Origin of the sequence: Actinomadura napierensis (assembly GCF_039529375.1) — a bacterium.
GTDB lineage: Bacteria > Actinomycetota > Actinomycetes > Streptosporangiales > Streptosporangiaceae > Spirillospora > Spirillospora napierensis.
Window position 1 is genome coordinate 91592 of the sequence record NZ_BAAAMR010000016.1, and the last position, 19347, is coordinate 110938.

General features: G+C 73.0%; 17 protein-coding genes. 5 read left to right on the forward strand and 12 right to left on the reverse strand.

From position 1 onward, the window contains the following. Position 1: 1 nt before the first annotated feature. Positions 2-946: a Rieske (2Fe-2S) protein gene (locus tag ABD296_RS12075; protein WP_344265042.1), complete on the reverse strand. Its 945-nt coding sequence runs from the start codon at positions 944-946 to the stop codon at positions 2-4. Positions 947-1335: 389 nt separating this feature from the next. Here ABD296_RS12075 and ABD296_RS12080 point away from each other — a divergent pair, with 389 nt between their 5' ends. Genes ABD296_RS12080 through ABD296_RS12090 form a run of 3 tightly spaced genes read left to right on the forward strand, consistent with a single transcriptional unit; the run spans position 1336 to position 4390 of the window. Beyond that, on the forward strand, positions 1336-2607 hold the full coding sequence (locus ABD296_RS12080; protein ID WP_344265045.1) for an ABC transporter substrate-binding protein: 1272 nt from the start codon (positions 1336-1338) through the stop codon (positions 2605-2607). After that, positions 2607-3542, forward strand: coding sequence for a carbohydrate ABC transporter permease (locus ABD296_RS12085; protein WP_344265048.1), 936 nt, complete (start codon positions 2607-2609; stop codon positions 3540-3542). The genes ABD296_RS12080 and ABD296_RS12085 overlap by 1 nt, the downstream gene beginning before the upstream one ends. After that, positions 3539-4390 carry a carbohydrate ABC transporter permease gene (locus ABD296_RS12090; protein ID WP_344265052.1) on the forward strand — a complete coding sequence of 284 codons (852 nt, stop codon included), beginning with the start codon at positions 3539-3541 and terminating at the stop codon, positions 4388-4390. The genes ABD296_RS12085 and ABD296_RS12090 overlap by 4 nt, the downstream gene beginning before the upstream one ends. A 35-nt stretch (positions 4391-4425) precedes the next feature. On the opposite strand, the gene ABD296_RS12095 is transcribed toward ABD296_RS12090, so the two are convergent. The 6 genes from ABD296_RS12095 to ABD296_RS12120 are packed head-to-tail and all read right to left on the reverse strand — an operon-like array spanning position 4426 to position 10039. After that, positions 4426-5187: a DeoR/GlpR family DNA-binding transcription regulator gene (locus ABD296_RS12095; RefSeq protein WP_344265055.1), complete on the reverse strand. Its 762-nt coding sequence runs from the start codon at positions 5185-5187 to the stop codon at positions 4426-4428. 56 nt (positions 5188-5243) lie between these two features. After that, positions 5244-6152 carry a carbohydrate kinase family protein gene (locus ABD296_RS12100; protein ID WP_344265058.1) on the reverse strand — a complete coding sequence of 303 codons (909 nt, stop codon included), beginning with the start codon at positions 6150-6152 and terminating at the stop codon, positions 5244-5246. After that, positions 6152-7456, reverse strand: coding sequence for an alpha-glucosidase/alpha-galactosidase (gene melA / locus ABD296_RS12105; RefSeq protein ID WP_344265061.1), 1305 nt, complete (start codon positions 7454-7456; stop codon positions 6152-6154). Before melA ends, ABD296_RS12100 begins: the two co-directional genes overlap by 1 nt. Beyond that, positions 7450-8298, reverse strand: a complete 849-nt coding sequence (locus tag ABD296_RS12110; protein ID WP_344265064.1) for a class II fructose-bisphosphate aldolase — start codon at positions 8296-8298, stop codon at positions 7450-7452. The genes melA and ABD296_RS12110 overlap by 7 nt, the downstream gene beginning before the upstream one ends. Continuing rightward, positions 8286-9170, reverse strand: a complete 885-nt coding sequence (locus tag ABD296_RS12115) for a 1-phosphofructokinase family hexose kinase (RefSeq protein WP_344265066.1) — start codon at positions 9168-9170, stop codon at positions 8286-8288. Before ABD296_RS12115 ends, ABD296_RS12110 begins: the two co-directional genes overlap by 13 nt. Further along, entirely contained in the window at positions 9170-10039 is an 870-nt protein-coding gene (locus ABD296_RS12120) for an SIS domain-containing protein (protein ID WP_344265069.1), read from the reverse strand. Before ABD296_RS12120 ends, ABD296_RS12115 begins: the two co-directional genes overlap by 1 nt. Positions 10040-10232: 193 nt before the next feature. Here ABD296_RS12120 and ABD296_RS12125 point away from each other — a divergent pair, with 193 nt between their 5' ends. Continuing rightward, positions 10233-10631: a VOC family protein gene (locus tag ABD296_RS12125; RefSeq protein WP_344265072.1), complete on the forward strand. Its 399-nt coding sequence runs from the start codon at positions 10233-10235 to the stop codon at positions 10629-10631. A gap of 19 nt (positions 10632-10650) precedes the next feature. Here the strand turns inward: ABD296_RS12125 and ABD296_RS12130 are convergent, their stop codons facing one another. Then, positions 10651-12738 carry a phosphocholine-specific phospholipase C gene (locus ABD296_RS12130; protein WP_344265075.1) on the reverse strand — a complete coding sequence of 696 codons (2088 nt, stop codon included), beginning with the start codon at positions 12736-12738 and terminating at the stop codon, positions 10651-10653. 185 nt (positions 12739-12923) lie between these two features. On the opposite strand from ABD296_RS12130, the gene ABD296_RS12135 reads away from it, so the two are divergent. Continuing rightward, positions 12924-14348, forward strand: coding sequence for an aldehyde dehydrogenase family protein (locus ABD296_RS12135; protein WP_344265078.1), 1425 nt, complete (start codon positions 12924-12926; stop codon positions 14346-14348). A gap of 48 nt (positions 14349-14396) precedes the next feature. Here the strand turns inward: ABD296_RS12135 and ABD296_RS12140 are convergent, their stop codons facing one another. From ABD296_RS12140 to ABD296_RS12155, 4 genes are all read right to left on the reverse strand, one after another. Next, entirely contained in the window at positions 14397-15017 is a 621-nt protein-coding gene (locus ABD296_RS12140; RefSeq protein WP_344265081.1) for a TetR/AcrR family transcriptional regulator, read from the reverse strand. 13 nt (positions 15018-15030) lie between these two features. Continuing rightward, positions 15031-15918: an oxygenase MpaB family protein gene (locus tag ABD296_RS12145; RefSeq protein ID WP_344265084.1), complete on the reverse strand. Its 888-nt coding sequence runs from the start codon at positions 15916-15918 to the stop codon at positions 15031-15033. Between the two features lie 97 nt (positions 15919-16015). Continuing rightward, the gene (locus tag ABD296_RS12150) at positions 16016-18148 is read right to left on the reverse strand and encodes a protein kinase domain-containing protein (RefSeq protein ID WP_344265087.1); all 2133 of its coding nucleotides are present in this window, start codon (positions 18146-18148) and stop codon (positions 16016-16018) included. Continuing rightward, on the reverse strand, positions 18148-19347 hold a 1200-nt coding region (locus tag ABD296_RS12155), incomplete at its 5' end, for an outer membrane protein assembly factor BamB family protein (RefSeq protein WP_344265089.1). The genes ABD296_RS12155 and ABD296_RS12150, both read right to left, overlap by 1 nt.

Here is a 19347-nt window from a genome sequence, read left to right on the forward strand (position 1 = left end):
GTCACGAGGTCCGGGCGAGCCGGCGGCGGGCCGCCCGTCCCATCCGCTCGGCGGAACCGGCGTGCGCGCCCTCGGCCTTGCGGGACGGCGCGCCCGCCGGAGGCACCCGGACCTCGATGCGCCCGTCCTGGACCCGCGTCTCGAAGCAGGGCTCCGGCGTGCTCGCCGGGCCGCGGACGATGCCGCCGTCGGCGAGCCGGAAGGTGCTCCCGTGCCACGGGCACGTGACGCAGCCGTCCGCGATCGTGCCCTTGTCCAGCGGCCCGCCCATGTGGCTGCACGTGGCCTCCAGCGCGTACACCCGCTGGTCCGCCCGGTAGAGCATGATCGGCACGCCGTCCACGTCCACCGTGCGGTGCTCGCTGTCGGGCAGCTCGTTCTCGCCCAGGACCGGCGTCCAGTCCTGCGGGCCCTGCTGCCACGCGGTGCGGTTGACGTTGACGCCCTTCACGAAGGACAGGTGGCCGCCGAGATAGGCGCTGAACGCCAGCACCGCGAACCCGGCGAGCCCGAGGGCCTTGCCGCCGCCGCGGTTACCGCGGGCCCGCGCCGCGATGGAGGCCCCGTACAGGCCCAGCGCCATGGTGTTGGCCGTGGCGTGGACCATGCCCACCCGCCGCTCGGCCCCGAGGGTGTCGGCCCAGTCGTTCAGCCCGGTCAGGGCCGTCGGCACGGCCGCGATCACGCCGGTCGTCACCAGCAGGTCGGCCGCGGGCTCGGCGTCGCGCCCGCCGGCGGCGTCCAGCAGCGTGGACATGCTCCACGCGCCGACCACCACGTCGGTGAGCGCCGGGTGCAGCGGATGCCCCAGGTTGGTCCCGCTGAGCAGGTTGCGGACGAGCCGCGGCCGGACCGCGCGGCGGACCACCGCGCTCACCGGCCCGGCGACCCTGTCCAGCGCCTCCGCCTTCTCCAGCCGGCGCACCATCCTGTGCGGCATGCTCATCACTGCCTCCCCAAGGCCCAAGAGAACGGTCACGTTCCGCGATCGCACGACGTCGCTCGTCACGCTCTCTATCCGCCCTGCGGCCTGCAAAACCGCCCGCCCCGCTACGGCCTGAAGGGGCGCCCGCCGGCGGGTCGCCGGTGATGCCGGTGCGGACGCGGAGGTCCGCGCCGACCGCCGGCCCGGACTACCCGCCGCGGGGCGGGAGGGCGACACCGGCGGCGCGAAACGTCCGTGAAGATGCAGAGTCGATGCATCGTTGTGATCGTTTGTCCGGGCTATCGATCGGCAAGCGGCACGGTAGGTGGCCGATCCCTTGCCCGCTGAGCGATTGTGTTCTAAAGTGCCGCGCATCCTGCACAATCGAGCACGAGCATCTGGAGGCGATCATGAGGCAGCCGAGCGGTCGCCGGATCACCGCGCTGGTCACCGGGGTCGCCTTGGTGGCCGGGCTCTCCTCGGGCTGCGGCTCGGGCGGCGGCGGCACGGCCAAGAAGATCACCTTCTGGCACGGCTACACCGACATCCAGGCCGACACGATCACCAAGCTGGTCGGCGAATGGAACGGCGCGCACCCCGACCAGAAGGTGGAGCCGGTCTTCAGCAACAACGACAACACGCTGCAGAAGACCCTCGCGTCCTTCGTGTCCGGCAAGCCGCCGTCCGTCGCCTACCAGTTCGGCTCCTCGATCACCGCGCTGACCGGACGGCACCAGACCCAGGACCTCACCTCGCTGGTCAAGAGCAGCCCGGACCTGAACTGGGACGACTTCTACCCGGCGGCCCGGCAGGCCGCGACGGTGGACGGCAAGGTCTACGGTGTGCCCGCCCTGGTCGACAACCTCGGCCTCGTCTACAACAAGAAGCTCTTCGACGCCGCCGGCCTGGCCTACCCGACGCCGGACTGGACGTGGGACGACTTCCGGAACGCCGCGAAGAAGCTGTCGGGCGACGGCAAGTACGGGTGGTCGTACGTCAACGACGGCACCGAGGACACCGTCTGGCGCTTCCTGGCCCTGCTCTGGCAGGCCGGCGGCGACCTGCTCGACGCGGGGAACAAGAAGGCCGCCTTCGACTCCCCGGCCGGGCAGCAGGCGATGCAGCTGCTGCGGGACATGGCCGTCACCGACAAGTCCGTCTACCTCGACACCGGCGACCAGCAGTACCTCAACCTGTTCAACTCCGGCCGGGTCGCCATGCTGTGGACCGGCCCCTGGGACCTGGGCCAGATCAACAAGGACGTCTCCTACGGCGTGCAGTACCTGCCCGGCAAGGCCACCCACGCCACGATCTCCGGCCCCGACAACTACATGCTCTTCGACAAGAAGTCGCAGAAGACCGCCTGGGCGTTCCTGAAGTGGCTGACCTCGGCGCCGATCCACCTGCGGTACGCCACGCAGACCGGTGACCTGCCGCTGCGCACGTCCGAGGAGAAGCTGCCCGGCTACAAGGACTACCTGGCCAAGTACCCCGGCAACAAGGTGTTCATCGACAACCTGAGCAAGAACGTCACCAAGGCCCGGCCGAACATCGAGCAGTACCCGCAGATCTCCAAGGTCCTCGGCACCGCCGTGCAGGGCGTGCTGCTCGGCAAGGAGCAGCCGCAGGCGGCGCTGGCCGACGCCGCCAAGCAGGTCGACGACATCCTGGCGGGCTCCTGATGGCGTCCACCGCACTGACCGCGCGCGCCGCCAAGGGCCGGCGGCCGCGCCGGTCGCGGCGGCGGCTGAGCGAGCACCTGGCCGGCTGGGGCTTCGTCTCCCCGGCCATCCTGCTGATCGGCGTCTTCGGCATGCTGCCGGTGCTGTGGTCGTTCTGGCTGTCGTTCCAGGACACCGACCTCACCTCGCCCGGCACGTTCGCGGGCGGCGCCAAGTACGCCGAGCTGGTCAAGGACCCGCTGATGTGGGACGCGGCGAAGCGGTCGGCGATCTACACGGTGCTGTTCGTGCCGCTGACGATGGTGCTGGCGCTGCCCATCGCGGTGCTGCTCAACCAGAAGATCCGCGGGATCACGCTGTACCGGATGGCGGTGTTCGTCCCGCTGGTCACCTCGACGGTCGCGACCGGCATCATCTTCAACTGGCTGCTGAACCCGCAGTTCGGCCCGGTCAACGCCGTGCTGGACAAGGCGGGGCTGCCCAAGCAGGGCTTCTTCCAGGACCCGAACCAGGCGCTGTTCGCGCTGGTCGCCATGACGGTGTGGGGCTGGCTCGGCTTCGCGGTCATCATCTACCTGTCCGCGCTGCAGAGCGTCCCGAACGACCTGATGGAGGCGGCGGCGCTGGACGGCTGCGGCAGGGTCAAGGCGTTCCGGCACGTCGAGCTGCCGCTGCTGGCGCCCGCGTCCGGCTTCCTGCTGGTGTGGCTGACCATCAACTCGCTACAGCTGTTCGACGAGGTGTACGTGACGACGAAAGGCGGGCCGCTGCGCGCCACGACCGTCGTCGTCTACCACCTGTACAACAAGGCGTTCGTGGACTTCGACGGCGGTTACGCCGCCGCGGTCGGCTGCGCGCTGTTCCTGGTGATCCTGCTGGTGACCGTGGTGCAGCTCGCGATCACCCGCCGCACCTCCTTCTACGAGGGCCGATGAGCATGTCGACGATGAACGCCCCGGCCGCGCGCCGGTTCCGGTTCCGGCGGCCGAGCCCGCTGCACCTGATCCTGCTGCCGATCGCGCTGGTGATGACGGCGCCGCTGCTGTGGATGGTGCTGCTGTCGGTCTCCACCGAGGCCGAGTCGCGGCGGTTCCCGCCCGGCCTGCCGTCGGGGATCGAGTGGCACAACTACACCGACGCGCTGCGGGACGCGCCGCTCGGGCACTGGCTGGGCAACAGCGCGCTGGTGTCGGTCAGCTGCGTGATCGGCAACCTGGTGTTCTGCTCGCTGGCGGGCTACGCCTTCGCCCGCATCCGCTTCCTCGGCAGCAGGGCGCTGTTCGTCGCGGTGCTGGCCACGCTGATGGTGCCGTTCCAGATCGTCATGCTGCCGACGCTCATCATGGTGCGGGCGGTCGGGCTGACCGACACGCTGGGCGCGCTGATCGTGCCGAACCTGGCGACCGCGTTCGGGATCTTCCTGCTGCGGCAGTTCTTCATGACGGTGCCGCGCGAGCTGGAGGAGGCCGCGCGGATCGACGGCGCGAGCCGGCTGCGGATCCTGTTCCAGGTGATGCTGCCGCTCATGCGCCCGACCCTGGCGACCCTGGCGGTGCTGACGTTCCTGCAGACCTGGAACGACTTCCTGTGGCCGCTGATCGCGGTGCAGAGCCCCGAGCACATGACCGTCCAGCTGGGGCTGCAGACGTTCCAGGGCGCGCACACCACCAACTGGCCGCGGCTGATGGCCGGCACGGTGATCAGCCAGCTGCCCGTCTTCGTGCTGTTCTTCGTCGCACAGCGGTTCTTCGTCCGGTCGGTGGCGACCGCGGGCCTGAAGTAGCGGGGGCGCCGGGCGAACGGGGGGTGACCGGGGCCTCAGGCCACGGTCACCTCGACGCCCGCCGCCTGGATCCGGTCCAGCTCGGCGCGGTCGGCGCCGGCGTCGGTGACCAGCATGTCGATCTCGCCGATCGGGGCGATCCGGGAGAAGGCGCGGTGCCCGATCTTGGACCCGTCGGCGAGCACCACCACCCGGCGCGTGGCGCGCATCAGGCAGTGGTCGGTGCGCGCCTCGATCTCGTCGTGGGTGCTGATGCCGGCCTCGGCGTCGATCCCGTCGACGCCGAGGAAGACCAGGTCGAGGCTGATGTCGGACAGCGTCCGGTCGGCGATCGGCCCCACCAGCTCGTAGGACTCGGGGCGGACGCCGCCGCCGGTGACGACCAGGTCGATCGCCGGCCGCACCGACAGGTCGGCGGCGATGTTGAGGGCGTTGGTGACGACCTTGAGCGCGCGGCCGGTGGACAGCAGCCGGGCCAGTTCGGTGATGGTGGTGCCGCCGTTGAAGCCGACCGAGTGCACCGAGCCGTCGACCAGCCGCACCGCGGCCTGCGCGATGCGCCGCTTCTCCTCCTGGCGGCGGCCGCCGCGGTAGCGCATCGGCAGCTCGTAGATGACCTCGGCCGCCATCGCGCCGCCGTGCGTGCGCTTGAGGAGCTGCTGCTCCTCGAGCACCTGCAGGTCGCGGCGGATCGAGGCGGCCGAGGCCCGCAGCTCGGCCGACAGGTCGACGACGCTCACCGAGCCGTGCTGGGCGAGCCGTTCGAGGATGAGGGGAAGACGGTCCTGCTGACGCATCCGATCATTATAGACCGGCTGGGATGCGCGAATATAGCTGTTTCAGCCGGAAATAATCAGGCAATTTGCGCAAGTGCTTCGGGAAGCGTGGGCTGGCCGGCCGTGCCGCCGGTCGCGCGGGTGGACAGCGCGCCGCACACCGTGCCGAGCGCCAGCGCGTGGGCGAGGTCCCCGCGGTCGAGCCAGCCCGCGAGGAACCCGGCGTCGAAGCTGTCGCCCGCGCCGACCGTGTCGACCGGGTCGGCGCGCGGCGCGGCCGCGTGCACGGCGGTGCCGTCCCGCATGGCGACGGCGCCCTGCCCGCCGCGCTTGACGACCGGGACGCAGCCGGCGCCCGCCAGCGCGCCCAGCGCCTCGGGCAGCCCGCTGCGTCCGCTCAGCGCCAGTGCCTCGGCCTCGTTGGGCAGCAGGAACGTGCACTCGGCGAGCAGGCCCGGGGCCAGCTCCCAGCGTCCGGACGGGTCGTCGTTGGTGTCCAGCGAGGTCGTCGCACCGGACGCACGGTGCTTCCGCAGCAGCGCGGGCAGTGCCTCCGCCAGGCGCGGCTGGAGGAAGTAGGACGCGGCGTGCACGTGCCGCGCCGCGACGTCGGGAACGTGTTCGGGCCCGAATTCCGCGAGGCAGCCGGACGCGGTGAGGATCGCCCGGTCGCCGCCGGGCCGGTTGAGGCACACCGTCAGCGCGGTCGGGAGCGTCTCGTGCCGGACGACCCGGGACACGTCGACACCGGCGCCGCTCAGCGCGTCGAGGACGAAGTCGCCGGCGGCGTCCCGGCCGACCAGGCCCGCGAACGCGGTGGCCAGGCCGAGCCGGGCGGCACCGTGCGCGGCGATCGCCGCGGACCCGCCGAGCGCGAGCACGCCGCCCCCGACCAGCGTCTCCGCCTGGCCGTAGGGCGGGACGTCGGGGGCGCCGTCCACGAGGACGTCCGGGTTGGCGTCCCCGACGACCAGCAGGTCGAGCATCACTTCCCCCGCAGCGCGGCGGGCAGCGCGTCGCCGTGCGCGGCCGTCAGCGCGTCGCACAGCTCGGCGATGCGCTCGACGGGCAGCGCGGCGGCGGTCGCCGGGTCGCACATCGCGGCGTGCCGGACGTGCGCCGGGTCGCCCTCGACGGCGGCGGCGACGGTCAGCTCCACCACGTTGAGGAAGCTGCGGTTCAGGGCGGCGAGCTGCGGGGGCAGCGCGCCGACGTGGTGCGGGTGGACGCCCATCCGGTCGAGCGTGGCGGGGACCTCGACGCCCGCGCCCATCGGCAGGTTGGTGATCAGGCCGGTGTTGGCGGTGGTCACCTGGATGGTGCGGCGCTCCCCCGTGGCCAGGCTGTGGATCACCTGCGGCGCGTACTCGGTGGCGTCCTCGTCCTCGCGCGGCGACGGGTACTCGCCGCGGGCCAGGCAGTCGCGGACCCGCGCGTACTCGTCCAGGTTGCCCGCGCTGATCTTCACGTAGTCGCCGACGGGGATCCGCAGCCGCTCGATCTCCGCCTCGTCCTTCAGGTACCAGGGGACGTACTCGGACGAGTGCTCGCTGGTCTCGGTCGGGTAGCGGCCGAGGCGCCGGTACATGTCGACGCGCACCCGCCGCCTCAGCTCGGGGTCGGCCTCGATGGCGGCGTCCAGCGCCGGGTACAGGTCGCGGCCACGGTGCTCCCACTTCAGCACCCACGCCTGGTGGTTCACGCCCGCCGAGTGGTAGTCGACCTCCTCGTACGGCACGCCGACCAGCTCCGACAGGTCCCGGACGGTCCAGTACACCGAGTGGCACAGGCCGGCGGCCTTCACCTTCGGCGCGATCGTCGCGAGGTACTGCAGGTTCATCGCCATCGGGTTGGTGTAGTTCAGCAGCCATGCGTCCGGGCAGACGGCCTGGATGTCGGCGGCCAGACCTTCGAGCAGCGGGAACGTGCGCAGCGCGCGGAAGATCCCGCCGATGCCGAGGGTGTCGCCGATCGTCTGCCGGACGCCGAACTCGGCCGCGACCTCGAAGTCCTTCAGCGTCGCGGCGTGCCCGCCGACCGCGACCATGTTGACGACCACGTCGGCACCGTCCAGCGCGCGGCGGCGGTCCAGGGACGCGGTGATGACGGGCGCGGCGCCGTGCTTCTTCGCGGTGAGCCCGGCCAGGCCCTCGGCGACCTCCAGCCGCTCGGGGTCGATGTCGTGCAGCGCGAGCCGGACGCCGCCGAGTTCGGGGTAGGAGAAGATGTCGCGCAGCAGCTGGCGGGTGAACTCGACCGAGCCGGCGCCGACGAAGGCGATGTTCAGCATGCAAGTCGTCCAATGCTCTCGGCGGAACGGGGCGCGATGACCTCCAGCAGGTGCGCGACCTGCTCCCGCATGGCGTCGCGGGCGGGCGCGAGGTAGCGGCGGGGGTCGACCCCCCGGTCCAGGTTCGCGCGGACCGCCCCGGTGAAGGCGATGTTGAGGGCCGTGCCGATATTGATCTTTGTCATTCCCTGACCGACCGCGCGCCGCAGCTCGTCGTCGGGGACCCCGGACGAGCCGTGCAGCACCAGCGGGACCGGCACCGCGTCGCGCAGCCGCGCGATCAGGTCGTGATCCAGCGCGGCGGTGCGCTCGGTCATGGCGTGCGAGCTGCCGACGGCGACCGCGAGGGCGTCCACGCCGGTCGCGGCCACGAACGCGGCGGCCTCGGCGGGGTCGGTGCGGACGCCGGGGGCGTGCGCGCCGTCCTTGCCGCCGACCTCGCCGAGCTCGGCCTCCAGCCAGAGGCCGTGCCCGTGGGCCCAGGCGGCGGCCGCCGCGGTGCGGGACACGTTCTCGTCGTAATCGTGCTCGGACCCGTCGTACATCACCGAGCCGAAGCCGTGGTCGGCGGCCTGGTGCATCAGGTCCTCGTCGGTCACGTGGTCCAGGTGCAGCGCGACGCGCGCCGCCGAGCCCTCGGCGACCGCGCGGGTGGCGGCGGCGACCGGGCCGAGCCGCCCGCCGTGGAAGCGCACCGCGTTCTGGCTGATCTGGCAGATGACCGGGCGGCCGGTCTGCTCGGCCGCCGCGACGATCGCCTCGGCGTGCTCCAGCGTGATCACGTTGAACGCGGCGACGCCGTGTCCGGGCCGCACCAGCTCGGCCGTCCTCACCAGGGGCATGATGTCTCCCTCACCTTCGTGGCCCGGCGGTGCCGCCGGAGAACGTCGGGGTCGAACTCGCCGGCGGCGGGCGCGGCGACCGCGGCGGCCGACAGCGCGACGGCCTCGGCCAGCGCCTCCGGCCAGGGCGTCCGGTCGCGCAACGCCACGGCCAGGGCCGCGGCGGCGGGGTCGCCGGCGCCGGTCGGGTTGCCGGCGACCACCTCGTACGGGACCGCCTCGAAGCAGCCGTCGGGGGTGACGGCGAGCATGCCGTCCGCGCCGCGCGAGACGACGAGCGCGCCGTCCTCTCCCAGGGCGGCGCGGTCCAGGGCCGCCGCGGCCATCTCGGCCTCGTTGGGTTTGAGCAGGTCGGGACGCGCCTCGGCGGCGGCACGCAGCGCGGGTCCGCCCGCGTCGACCAGCACCCGGGCGCCCGCGTCCCGGGCCAGCCGGGTGAGGACGGCGTAGGCGTCCTCGGGCAGGCCGGGCGGCAGGCTGCCGGACAGCACCACCACCGACGCCCCGGCGGCATGCGCGGCGAACGACTCCTGGAAGGCCGCCCACTCGTCCGGGCGGACGTCCGGGCCCGGCTCGTTGAAGATCGTCGCGTCGGTGTCGACGACCGTGACGGTCCGCCGCGTCTCCCCCGCGATGGCCGCGAAGGCGTGCGGGACCTCCAGCGCGCCCGCCACCAGGGCCCCGGTGGCGCCGCCCGCCAAGCCCGTCGCCAGCGTCTCCTCGCCGAGGGCGTGCAGGACGCGGGCGACGTTCAGCCCCTTGCCGCCGGGGCGCTGCAGCGTCGACGCGACGCGGTGCGAGCCGTGCGGCGTGAGCCTGGGGACCCGGTAGGTCACGTCCCAGGCGGGATTGAGGGTGACCGTGAGGATCATCAGGACAGGATGATCGAGCGGGTGAGGTTGCGCGGCCGGTCCGGGTCCAGGCCCTTCGCCTCGGCCAGCGCCACCGCGAGCCGCTGCGCCCGCACCAGGTCGGCCATCGGGTCCAGCCCGGAGGCCTCGACCAGCGCCCCGGTGGTGGCGACCTGCCCGGCCAGGCCCTCCGGCGGCGCGCCGAAGAACCAGGTCAGGCTGTGCTCGTCGGTGACGCTGATCGGCCCGTGCCGGTACTCCATCGCCGGGTAGGACTCGGTCCACGCGCCCGCGGCCTCGCGGACCTTCAGCGCCGCCTCGTTGGCGATGCCGTTCGTCCAGCCCGCGCCGAGGAAGGTGAACTGGCCGCGTCCGACGGCCCCTTCGGGCAGCGGCGCCTCGACGGCGGCGCGGCACTGCTCGACCAGGTCCGCGGGCAGCAGGCCGAGATGCGCGCGCAGCAGCGCGAGCGCCGTCGTGGCGAACCGGGTCTGCACGACCGAGCGCTCGTCGGCGAAGTCGAGCACGACGCACGAGCCGGCGACGTCCACGATGGGCGTCTGCGGGTCCCCGATCAACGCGGTGGTCGGCAGGTCGGTCTCGCGCAGCAGGCCCAAGACCTCCGTCGTGGTGCCCGAGCGGCAGATCGCCACCACCCGGTCGTAGCGGCGCCCGTGCGGGAACTCCGACGCCGGGAACGCGTCGGTCTCCCCCGCCCCGGCCGCCTCCCGCAGGGACGCGTACGCCTGGGCGATGAACAGCGAGGTGCCGCACCCGACGACCGCGACGCGCTCGCCGCGCGCGGGCAGGCCTTCCACGCCGTCCGCCATCGCCGCGGCGCGCTCCCAGCAGCCCGGCTGCGAGGCGATCTCCTCAAGAACGAACGACACCAAGGCTCCTAATTGCTCGTTTGTGCGCCTTATGCGCCAGTAACGTACAAGAGTGAGCACATGTCGGCAAGTGCGCTGCGCCGGCCTCCAGCGGGATGCCGCCGGCAGATCGACGGCCAGGGGGCGATGAGTTCCGCGGGTTCGCCCGGTCTGCATCCATGACCGGACCATCCGACGCTGAAGGAGAACCACCATGAGCGACACGACCACCACCGGAACCGTCCGCAAGGTCGCGAATGTGATCATCCCGGTGCGGGACCAGGACCGGGCGCTGGAGTTCTACTGCGGGACGCTCGGCCTCGACAAGCGCGCCGACCAGCCGTTCGGCGGCGGCTACCGCTGGATCGAGGTCGCCCCGGCCGGCGCCGAGACGCCGATCGCGCTCTGCCCGCCGCCCGAGGGCACCGACGCGGGCGGCCGGGAGACCGGCATCGCGCTGTCGACCGCCGACATCGACGCGTGCCACGCGCGGCTGAAGGCCGCCGGGGCGGACGTCGACGCCGAGGTGAGCCGCATGGGCGGCCCGGTGCCGCCGATGTTCTGGTTCCGCGACCCCGAGGGCAACACCCTGATGTTCGTCGAGGAGGCCTGAGCCGCCCCGGGCCGTCCGGTCAGCCGGAGACCGAGGGGCGGCCGTTCTCCAGGTGCCCCATCAGGCGACGGCGGAACGCCGCGTCCTGGGCGGTGCGGATCTCCACGTCGTACCAGCCGTGCTCGGTGGCCCAGGAGATCGTCGCGCTCTTGCCCGCGGCCACCGTCGCCTTGCGGGTCGCCTTGCCGTAGGCCAGGGCGGTCAGGGTGAACGTGAGAGGCCGCGTGCCGCGGTTCCGGACGGTGATGTCGATCCGGCCCGCGTCGGCGGCGGCGCGCGACGTCACGTCCGCGTGGGCGGCGGCACCGGAGGCCGAGCCCGCGAACTCGCGCCGGAACCCGTTCGGGCCCGTCAGCGTGAGGCGGTACCGCCCGTCCTTCAGCGCCACCCGCTCGACCGCGCGTCCGGCCACGTCGTAGTGGCGCGGCGCGGCGAACTCGCCCGCGTACGGGTACAGCGCGAGGTGCGAAGCGCGCGTGCCCCGCTCGGTCATGGTGACGACCAGGGAACCGCCGTCGAGGCGCGCCGACGCGTCGGTGCGGTACGGCAGCGCGCGCGCCGGTCGCGTCCCCGGCTCCGGCACGGGGTCCTTCTGGACGACGGGAGGAAGCGCGGGCCAGCGCAGGTAGAACTTCGGCGGCGTCCCGGGCCGGGGCACGGACGGCGGACCGGCGGTCCGGCGGAAGTCGAACGCCGAGGTCAGGTCGCCCGCGACGGTCCTGCGCCAGGCGCTGATGTTCGGCTCGCGGACGCCGAGCCACCGCTCCAGGAAGCGGATCGTCGAGGTGTGGTCGAACACTTCCGAGCACACGTGCCCGCCGGCGGTCCACGGCGAGACGACGGTCATCGGAACGCGGAACCCCAGCCCGATCGGCTTGCCGTCGTAGTGCTCGCCAGCGGTGTCCGCGGGCGGCAGCGGAGGCGGCACGTGGTCGAAGTAGCCGTCGTTCTCGTCGAACAGCAGGAACAGCGCGGTGGTCTCCCACGTCCGCCGGTCCGAGGCGATCGCGTCCAGGACCTGGTAGGTGATGCCCGCGCCCTGGATCGGGCTGCCGGAGCCGGGATGCTCGGACTCGGCGGCCGGCGCGACGATGTACGACACCTCCGGCAGCCGCCCCGCCGCGACGTCGTCCTTGAAAGCGGCGCCGAGCGTTCCGCCCGCGCTCCGGCGCAGGGCGCGCTCGAAAAGGTCGCGCTCAGGCCCGGGGAGCGCAGCGACGCCCTTGTCCAGTGCGGCCAGCATGCTCTTCCGGTCGCTCTCGCCGGCCTTCGCGACGGCACCGTAGAACTCGGTGAGGCTCTTGTACGACCCGGCGGGCGCGAGCGCCTTCCGCATGATCTGCTTGAACGTGGTCAGGAACTCCAGCGGGTTGTCGGTGAAGTTGTCCCACTCCTGGTACACCTTCCACGTCCGGCCCGCCTTCGAAAGCCGCTCCACATAGGGCGTCAGCGCGTACCCGGGATGGTTCCCCTCGTCGTAGGCGTCGTTCTCGACCGCGCGGTGCCCGTTCTGCTCGTAGCCGATCGTCCCGGTCCAGTGGTACGTCCTGTTCGGGTTCGTGGGCCCGAATACCGAGCAGTGGTAGGCGTCGCAGACGGTGAACGTGTCGGCCAGCTCGTACTGGAACGGCAGGTCTTCGCGGTCGTAGTGGACCATCGTCGGCATGAGCTTGGCCGCGATCCAGCCGTCGTGCCATCCGTCGCCGCGCGCTCTCTGGCCGGTGTCCCAGCCGTGGTCGACGCCCGCGATGTAGTTGACGTCCGTGAACGGCCCGTGCCCGACCGCGTCGCGGGCCAGGAACGGCTTGACGCGCCGCAGGAGGCCGGGCTGCTCGAACACCGGATGCCCGTCGCGCAGCCCGATCGCGTTGCGGTCGCCGAATCCCCGCACGCCGCGCAGCGTCCCGAAGTAGTGGTCGAACCCGCGGTTCTCCTGCATCAGGAACACCACGTGCTCGATCGAGCGCAGACCGCCGGGCTTCACCGGCTCCGCGAGCGCGGCGTGCACCGACGGCGGCAGCAGCGAGGCGGCGGCGGCGCCACCGGCGACGCCTGCGCCGGAGGCGAGGAACGAGCGGCGGGAGGGACCATCGCGGCGAGGGCTCATGACCGCACAGCGTGAGCCGCACGGGTAACGGGACGACCGCGATCACGCGTCCGGCCGGTAACGAACATGAAAGAGATTCATGTGGCGTCCGGCGGCGCGCCCGGGGCGGGCGTTTACCTGACCGAACGGGTTTCGTATGTTGAGCCTGCAACGAAAAAAGGCCAGTTCCCTGCCGGAGGAAGCCCGTGGACCACGTCAAGCAGTTCTACATCGGCGGCCAGTGGGTCGCCCCCCGCACCGACACGACGCTCGAGGTCATCAATCCGGCGACGGAACAGCCCATCACCTCCATCGCCATGGGCGGCGCGGAGGACGTCGACGCGGCCGTCGCGGCGGCGAAGACGGCCTTCGAGACGTTCTCGCTGACCAGCAAGCAGGAGCGCCTCGACCTGCTCGACGCCATCATCGCCGTGTACGGCCGGCGGATGGAGGAGCTGGCCGACATCATCAGCCAGGAGATGGGCGCGCCCCTCTCGCTGGCGCGGGCCGCGCAGGCGGCCGCCGGCTTCGGCCACCTCGCCACCGCGCGGGCCGTGCTGGCCGACTTCGAGTTCGACCGTCCGACGGGCACCACCCTGGTCGCCCGCGAGCCGGTCGGCGTCTGCGGGCTGATCACCCCGTGGAACTGGCCGCTGAACCAGATCGCCTGCAAGGTCGCCCCGGCCCTCGCCGCCGGCTGCACGATGGTGCTCAAGCCGTCGGAGGTCGCGCCGCTGAACGCCGTGCTGTTCGCCGAGATCCTGGACGAGGCGGGCGTCCCGGCGGGCGTGTTCAACCTCGTCAACGGCGACGGCCTCGGCGTCGGCGCGCCGCTGTCGGCGCACCCGGACGTCGACATGGTGTCGTTCACCGGGTCCACGCGCGCCGGCATCGAGGTCGCCCGCGCCGCGGCCCCGACCGTCAAGCGGGTCGCGCAGGAGCTCGGCGGCAAGTCCGCCAACATCGTCCTGGACGACGCCGACCTGCGGGCCGTCATCACCCGGGACGTCGGCAACATGTGCACCAACTCGGGCCAGTCGTGCAACGCCCCGAGCCGGATGCTCGTCCCGGCCGCGCGGATGGAGGAGGCCGCCGCCATCGCCGCCGATGCCGCCCGCGACATCGTGGTCGGCGACCCGCGCGAGGAGACCACGCGGATCGGGCCGGTGGTGTCGGCCACGCAGTACGGCCGGATCCAGCAGCTCATCGAGAAGGGCATCGGCGAGGGCGCCAAGGTCCAGGTCGGCGGGCCCGGCAAGCCCGAGGGCCTGGAGACCGGCTACTACGTCCGCCCGACGGTGTTCTCCCACGTCACCAACGAGATGACGATCGCGCGCGAGGAGATCTTCGGGCCGGTGCTGGTGCTGATCGGCTACGAGGACGACGACGACGCGGTCAGCATCGCCAACGACACCCTCTACGGCCTGTCGGGCTACATCTCCGGCGGCGACGACCGCGCCAAGGCGGTGGCCCGCCGCCTGCGCACCGGCAACGTCCACCTCAACGGCGCGGGTCCCGACTTCAACGCGCCGTTCGGCGGCTACCGCCAGTCGGGCAACGGCCGCGAGTGGGGCGTGCTCGGTTTCGAGGAGTTCCTCGAGACCAAGGCCATCATGGGCTACGGCGCCTGACAGGCCACCGGACGCGCCGGCCGGCGCCCGCCGTGGTGCGGGTGCCGGTCAGCGGATCATCGGGGTGAGGTAGCGGCGGGCGAAGGCGCGGGCGCCCTCGTCGTCCAGCGGGATGTGGCCCTCCGGGGTGAGGACGAGGGAGTGGGTGAGGCGGATCAGGATCTCGGCGACGACCTCGGGATCGAACGCGCCTGCGTCGCCCTGCCGCTGCGCGGCGCGGAGCCGGCGGGCCAGGTAGCCGCGCGCGGCGGCGAGCAGGGGCCCGGCGCGGCCGGTGGCGTGCGGAAGGAGCAGCTCGGGCTCCAGCACGAGGAGCCGGTTCAGCAGCCGCTGCTCGCGGCTGATCCGCAGGGTGGCGACGAACCCCTCGACGAGCCGCTCCTCGACCGACGGGTAGGCGGCGACGGCGGCGTCCAGCTCGGCGAAGAAGCGCCGCGCCTCGCGGAGCAGCACCCCCGTCACCAGGTCGTTCTTGGTGGGGAAGCGGCGGTAGATGGTGGCGCGGCCGAGGCCGGACGCGCGGGCGACGTCCTCGATGGTGGTGCGGCGCAGCCCGAACGTCCCGTACAGCTCCAGGGCGGCGTCGAGGATCCGGTCGGCCTGCGGGCCGGACGCGGCGGGGTCGGCGAGCAGGTCGCCCAGCGGCGCCCGCTCCGTCGGCTCGGTCATGATGCTCCCGACCCTAGTGTCCGCGCCGGGCCCGGCGCATGGCGCGGGCCGCCATCGGCGAGTAGCGCAGCCGGTCGACCAGCACCCGGTCGCCCGCGCGCATCGCCTGCGCGAACAGCCGGAAGCGGCGCTGGTCGGCGGCCGTCCAGCGCAGCCCGAACCGCTCCCGCAGGACCGGCGGGAGGCAGCCGACGCCCATCCTGCCGAGCATGAGCGTCGGCGGCCCCGAGATCCCGGACCAGGCGAACGCCGGCAGCGGCCAGCGCGGCGGGGGCGGCAGCGGCTCGCGGTCGAGCTCGATGAGCAGCCGCACCGTGGCGTTGTCCTCCAGCCGCTCGTTCACCATCGTGTCGAAGTAGTCGTGGAACGCCGCCGGGCTTTCGGGGATGTGGCGTTCGGTGATGCCGAGCGCCAGCGCCAGCCGCGCCCACTCCGCGTGCAGGGCGCGTTCCCGCTCGGGCGTCAGGGGCGTGCCGAACAGCCGCTGCGTCTGGATCATGCCGTGCAGCAGGGTGGCGTGCACCCAGAGGTAGGCCTCCGGGTTCAGCGCGTGGTAGCGGCGGCCCTCCGCGTCGACGCCCTTGATGTCCTTGTGGATCTCGCGCAGCCGGGCCGCTTCCCGCCGGCCGCGCTCCTCGCCCCGGTAGCCGAGGAAGTTCATCGTCGACTCGACGGTGCGCAGCAGCCGTCCCCAGCGGTCCTCCAGGAACTCCGAGTGGTCGGCGACCCCTGCCCCGACGACGGGGTGCGCGACCTGCAGCAGCAGGATCGCCCGGCCGCTGAAGGCGCCCCGCCAGTCGCCCGCGTACCGCCAGATGAGGGAGCCGGGCCCGGGGATGGCACCGGCCTCGGTCCGGCCCGGCTTCACGTCGAGGTCGGTCTTCACGTCAAGGTCGGTCATACCGCATCACCCGCTCTGAGACGTTGATACTTCATTTGTATCAAACATTCAGCCCGGTGGCCCGACCCAGCCGGCCGATCGCCGGATCGAGCTCGGCTCACGCGAACCGGAAGGCGACCAGTGCGGCGGTCTGGAGTGCCACCAGGAACGGGCCGGTACTGGTCAGGACCCATTGGTCGTCGGTGTTCGAGGACGCCGGCGGGTGCCTCCAGACCAGCTTGCCGGTGACCGCGTCCCAGCCGTAGAAGCCCGGACCGGTGACGCCCGCGGCAACGGTGCAGACCAGTCCGCCCGCGACGATCAGAGGAGCGGTGTCATCGGCGGGAGTGGCCGCCGACCAGAGGCGATGGCCGGTGCGGGCGTCGAGCGCGACCAGCTTGTGGTCGTCGAAGACGTACGCGCGCTCGCCCTCCACCAGGAAGGTGGGGTCGTCGCCGCCCGGCGCGGGTGGTTCGTACGCCCATTTGCGCCTGCCGGTGGCCAGGTCCAGTGCGTAGAGGCCCCGGGCGCCGAGGTAGGCCGTCCCGTTCGCCACGGTGACCGCCGGGGTGCTTTCGCCGAGGTCGCCCGCGGCGGCCGGGAACCCGGCGCTCCACACCGTCCGGCCGGTGACGGCGGAGATCGCGTCGAGCGTGTGTTCCGCCCGGAAACCGAAGAGCAGGTCGCCGCCGTCCGGCCGGGGCAGGCGCGTGTCGCCGTAGGTGCGGCTCCAGCGGACCGCGCCGGTCGCGATGTCGATTCCGAGGAGGGTGCCCTCCCCGTGATCGCCCTCCTTGCCGGACGCGGCAATGAGGCTGCCGCCCTGGATGCCCCGCAGGTCGGTCGCGTCCCGCCCCCGGTACGTCCACAGGTGCCTTCCGGTCCGCGCGTCATGGCCGAGGACGGTCCCGTCGCCGTCGCCGAGGGCGAGCAGCCCGCCGGTCGGACCGTAGAAGGCGTGAACGTCGTAGCCGGACGGCAGTGCGGCGGTCCAGCGGTGTGCCCGCGAGGCCGGGTCCATGGCGACGAGCTCGCCGCCCCGGCTCAGCTGGACATAAACGGAGTCCTTGTCGACCGTGGCGTTGCGCACCTTCTCCGACCACAGTTTCCGTCCCGTGGTCGCGTCGTAGGACACCGCCATCCTGCTGAAGAGCTCCAGGACGAAGACCCCGTGGGCGGTGATGAAGGGCACCGCGATGTCGCCCGCCTGCGGCAGCTCGGCCTGCCACAGGAACCGAGGCGGCGGCGGAACCTGCCTTCCGCGGTCGGTGGCCGCGAGCGCCGCCGCGGTGCCACCGCCGGCGAGCGCCAGACCGGCCACCCCGGCCCCGCCCGCCAGGAGCCGGCGGCGCGTCCTGCGCCGGACGGCGTCCCGCAGGTCCATGACGAGGGTGCGCTCGTGCTCGCGGATCTCCCGGTCGATGGCGCCGGGCAGCCAGCCGGGCCCGGCCTGCGGGACGCCCGGCAGCCGGGGCAGCAGCGCCGCGGGCGGGCGGCGGGCGGGATCGGCGCTCAGGCAGGCGGCGACCATCGCCGCCAGCGACGGCGGGACGCCGTCCAGGTCGGGCCGATCGTGGAGCGTCCGGTAGATCTTGCTCTGCACGGGCCCGCCTCCGAACGGCGGGCGCCCGGTGGCGGCGAACGCCATCACCGCGCCGAAGGCGAAGACGTCGAGGGCCGGCCCCGGCTCTTCACCGCGGAACCGCTCGGGCGCCATGTAGCCGGGCGTGCCGACGAACTGGCCCTCGGCGGTGAGCCCGGTGCCGTCCGCGGCCCGGCTGATCCCGAAGTCGATGATCTTCGGGCCGTCCGCCGCCAGCAGCACGTTGGCCGGGGTGAGGTCGCGGTGCAGCAGGCCGGCGCGGTGGACGGCGACGAGGGCCTCGCCGAGGCCCGCGCCGAGCGTGCGCAGCATCCGCTCGGGCAGCGGGCCGTACCGGCCGACGGCGTCCTTCAGGCTGGGCCCGTTGACATAGGCGGTCGCGAGCCAGGGCACCGCCGCGTCCGGGCCGGCGTCCACCACCGGACTGGTGAAGGCGCCGGAGACCTGCCGCGCGGCCTCGACCTCGGCGCGGAACCGGGCCCGGAACGCCGGGTCGCCCGCCAGTTCGGGCCACACCGTCTTGATCGCGACCGCCCGGCCGGCGGGGGACGCGGCGAGGTAGACGCGCCCCATGCCGCCCTGGCCCAGCCGGCCCAGCAGCCGGTACCGCCCCACCTGGCGGGGATCGCCGGGTTCCAGCGCGGCCATCAGGCGCCCTGCCGGAAGCGGACCAGCCGCCTGCTGTCGGTCGCGTAGACGGTCGTGCCGGACACGGCCAGGCTCCAGCCGCCGTTGTTGTAGGACGCCCCCCGGTACGCCCATGCCGATCCGCCGTCCGGGACGGCGGCGAAGAAGCCGCTGTCCTTGCTGACGCGGGACGAGTCGGGGTCGCTGGTGAACGCCGCCACGAGGAGACCGGGCGATCCGGCGGCGGACGGGGTGATGGCGTCGAGGGCGGCCGCGGTGGAGGCCAGCCGCCGGCGCAGGGCCCCGGTGGCCCGGTCGTAGACGTAGAAGCCGTTCCCTCCCATCGTGACCAGGGTGGAGCCCAGCACGACCACGGGCCTCTGCATGTCGTCATTGGCCTTCGTCCAGACCGCCCTCCCGTCACGGGTAGCGGCCGCCTGGACGTTCCCCAGCCCGGTGGCGCCGAAGAACAGCAGGCCGTCGCCGAGCACCAGCGGATACGTGGTGGCCCTGTCGGCCTTTCCCGTGTACCAGGTGCGCCTCCACGCCCTGTCGCCCGTCGCGGCGTCGATGCCGAGCAGTTCCTTCGGCGTCATGACGTACAGGCGACCGCCGTCGGCGACGCCGGAGATCTTGTCGGCCCCGCTCGGGAAGCGCCACAGGACGCGTCCGCTGCCGATGTCCACGGCGAACACGACCATCTGGTCACCGGTGCGGCGGACGGTTCCGCCGACGAAGACCGTGCTCCCGATCGTGCCGTACACGTCGGTCAGCTCGGTGACCTCGCCGGGCAGCTCCACCGGCCTGGCGGACCCCGTCGCCGCGTCGATCACGTGGACGACGTTCGGCCGGGGGTCGTCGGTGGCGGCGAGCGCGAAGACCGTGGTGCCGAAGACGCGGTAGCCGGGGCTGAACATGGACGTGGCCCCGGTCGGGCGGTCGAAGGTCCAGAGCCGGCGCCCCGAGGCGGCGTGCACGCCGAGGATCGCCCGGTGCCCGCGCCACACCACCGTGTCCCCCGCCAGCGAGACCCTCAGGCTCAGCCCGTCGTCGAACCGTCCGGGCCACGAGAGGGCCCAGGCGGGCGCGGGGGCCGTCGCGAGGCGGCTGACGCGCGGGGCGGGCTTGACGGGCTTCGCGTCCCGGCGGTTCAGCGCCCAGGCCGTGGCGCCGCCGCCGGTGCCGGCCACCGCGACGGCGGCGACCGCCGCCAGGCGCAG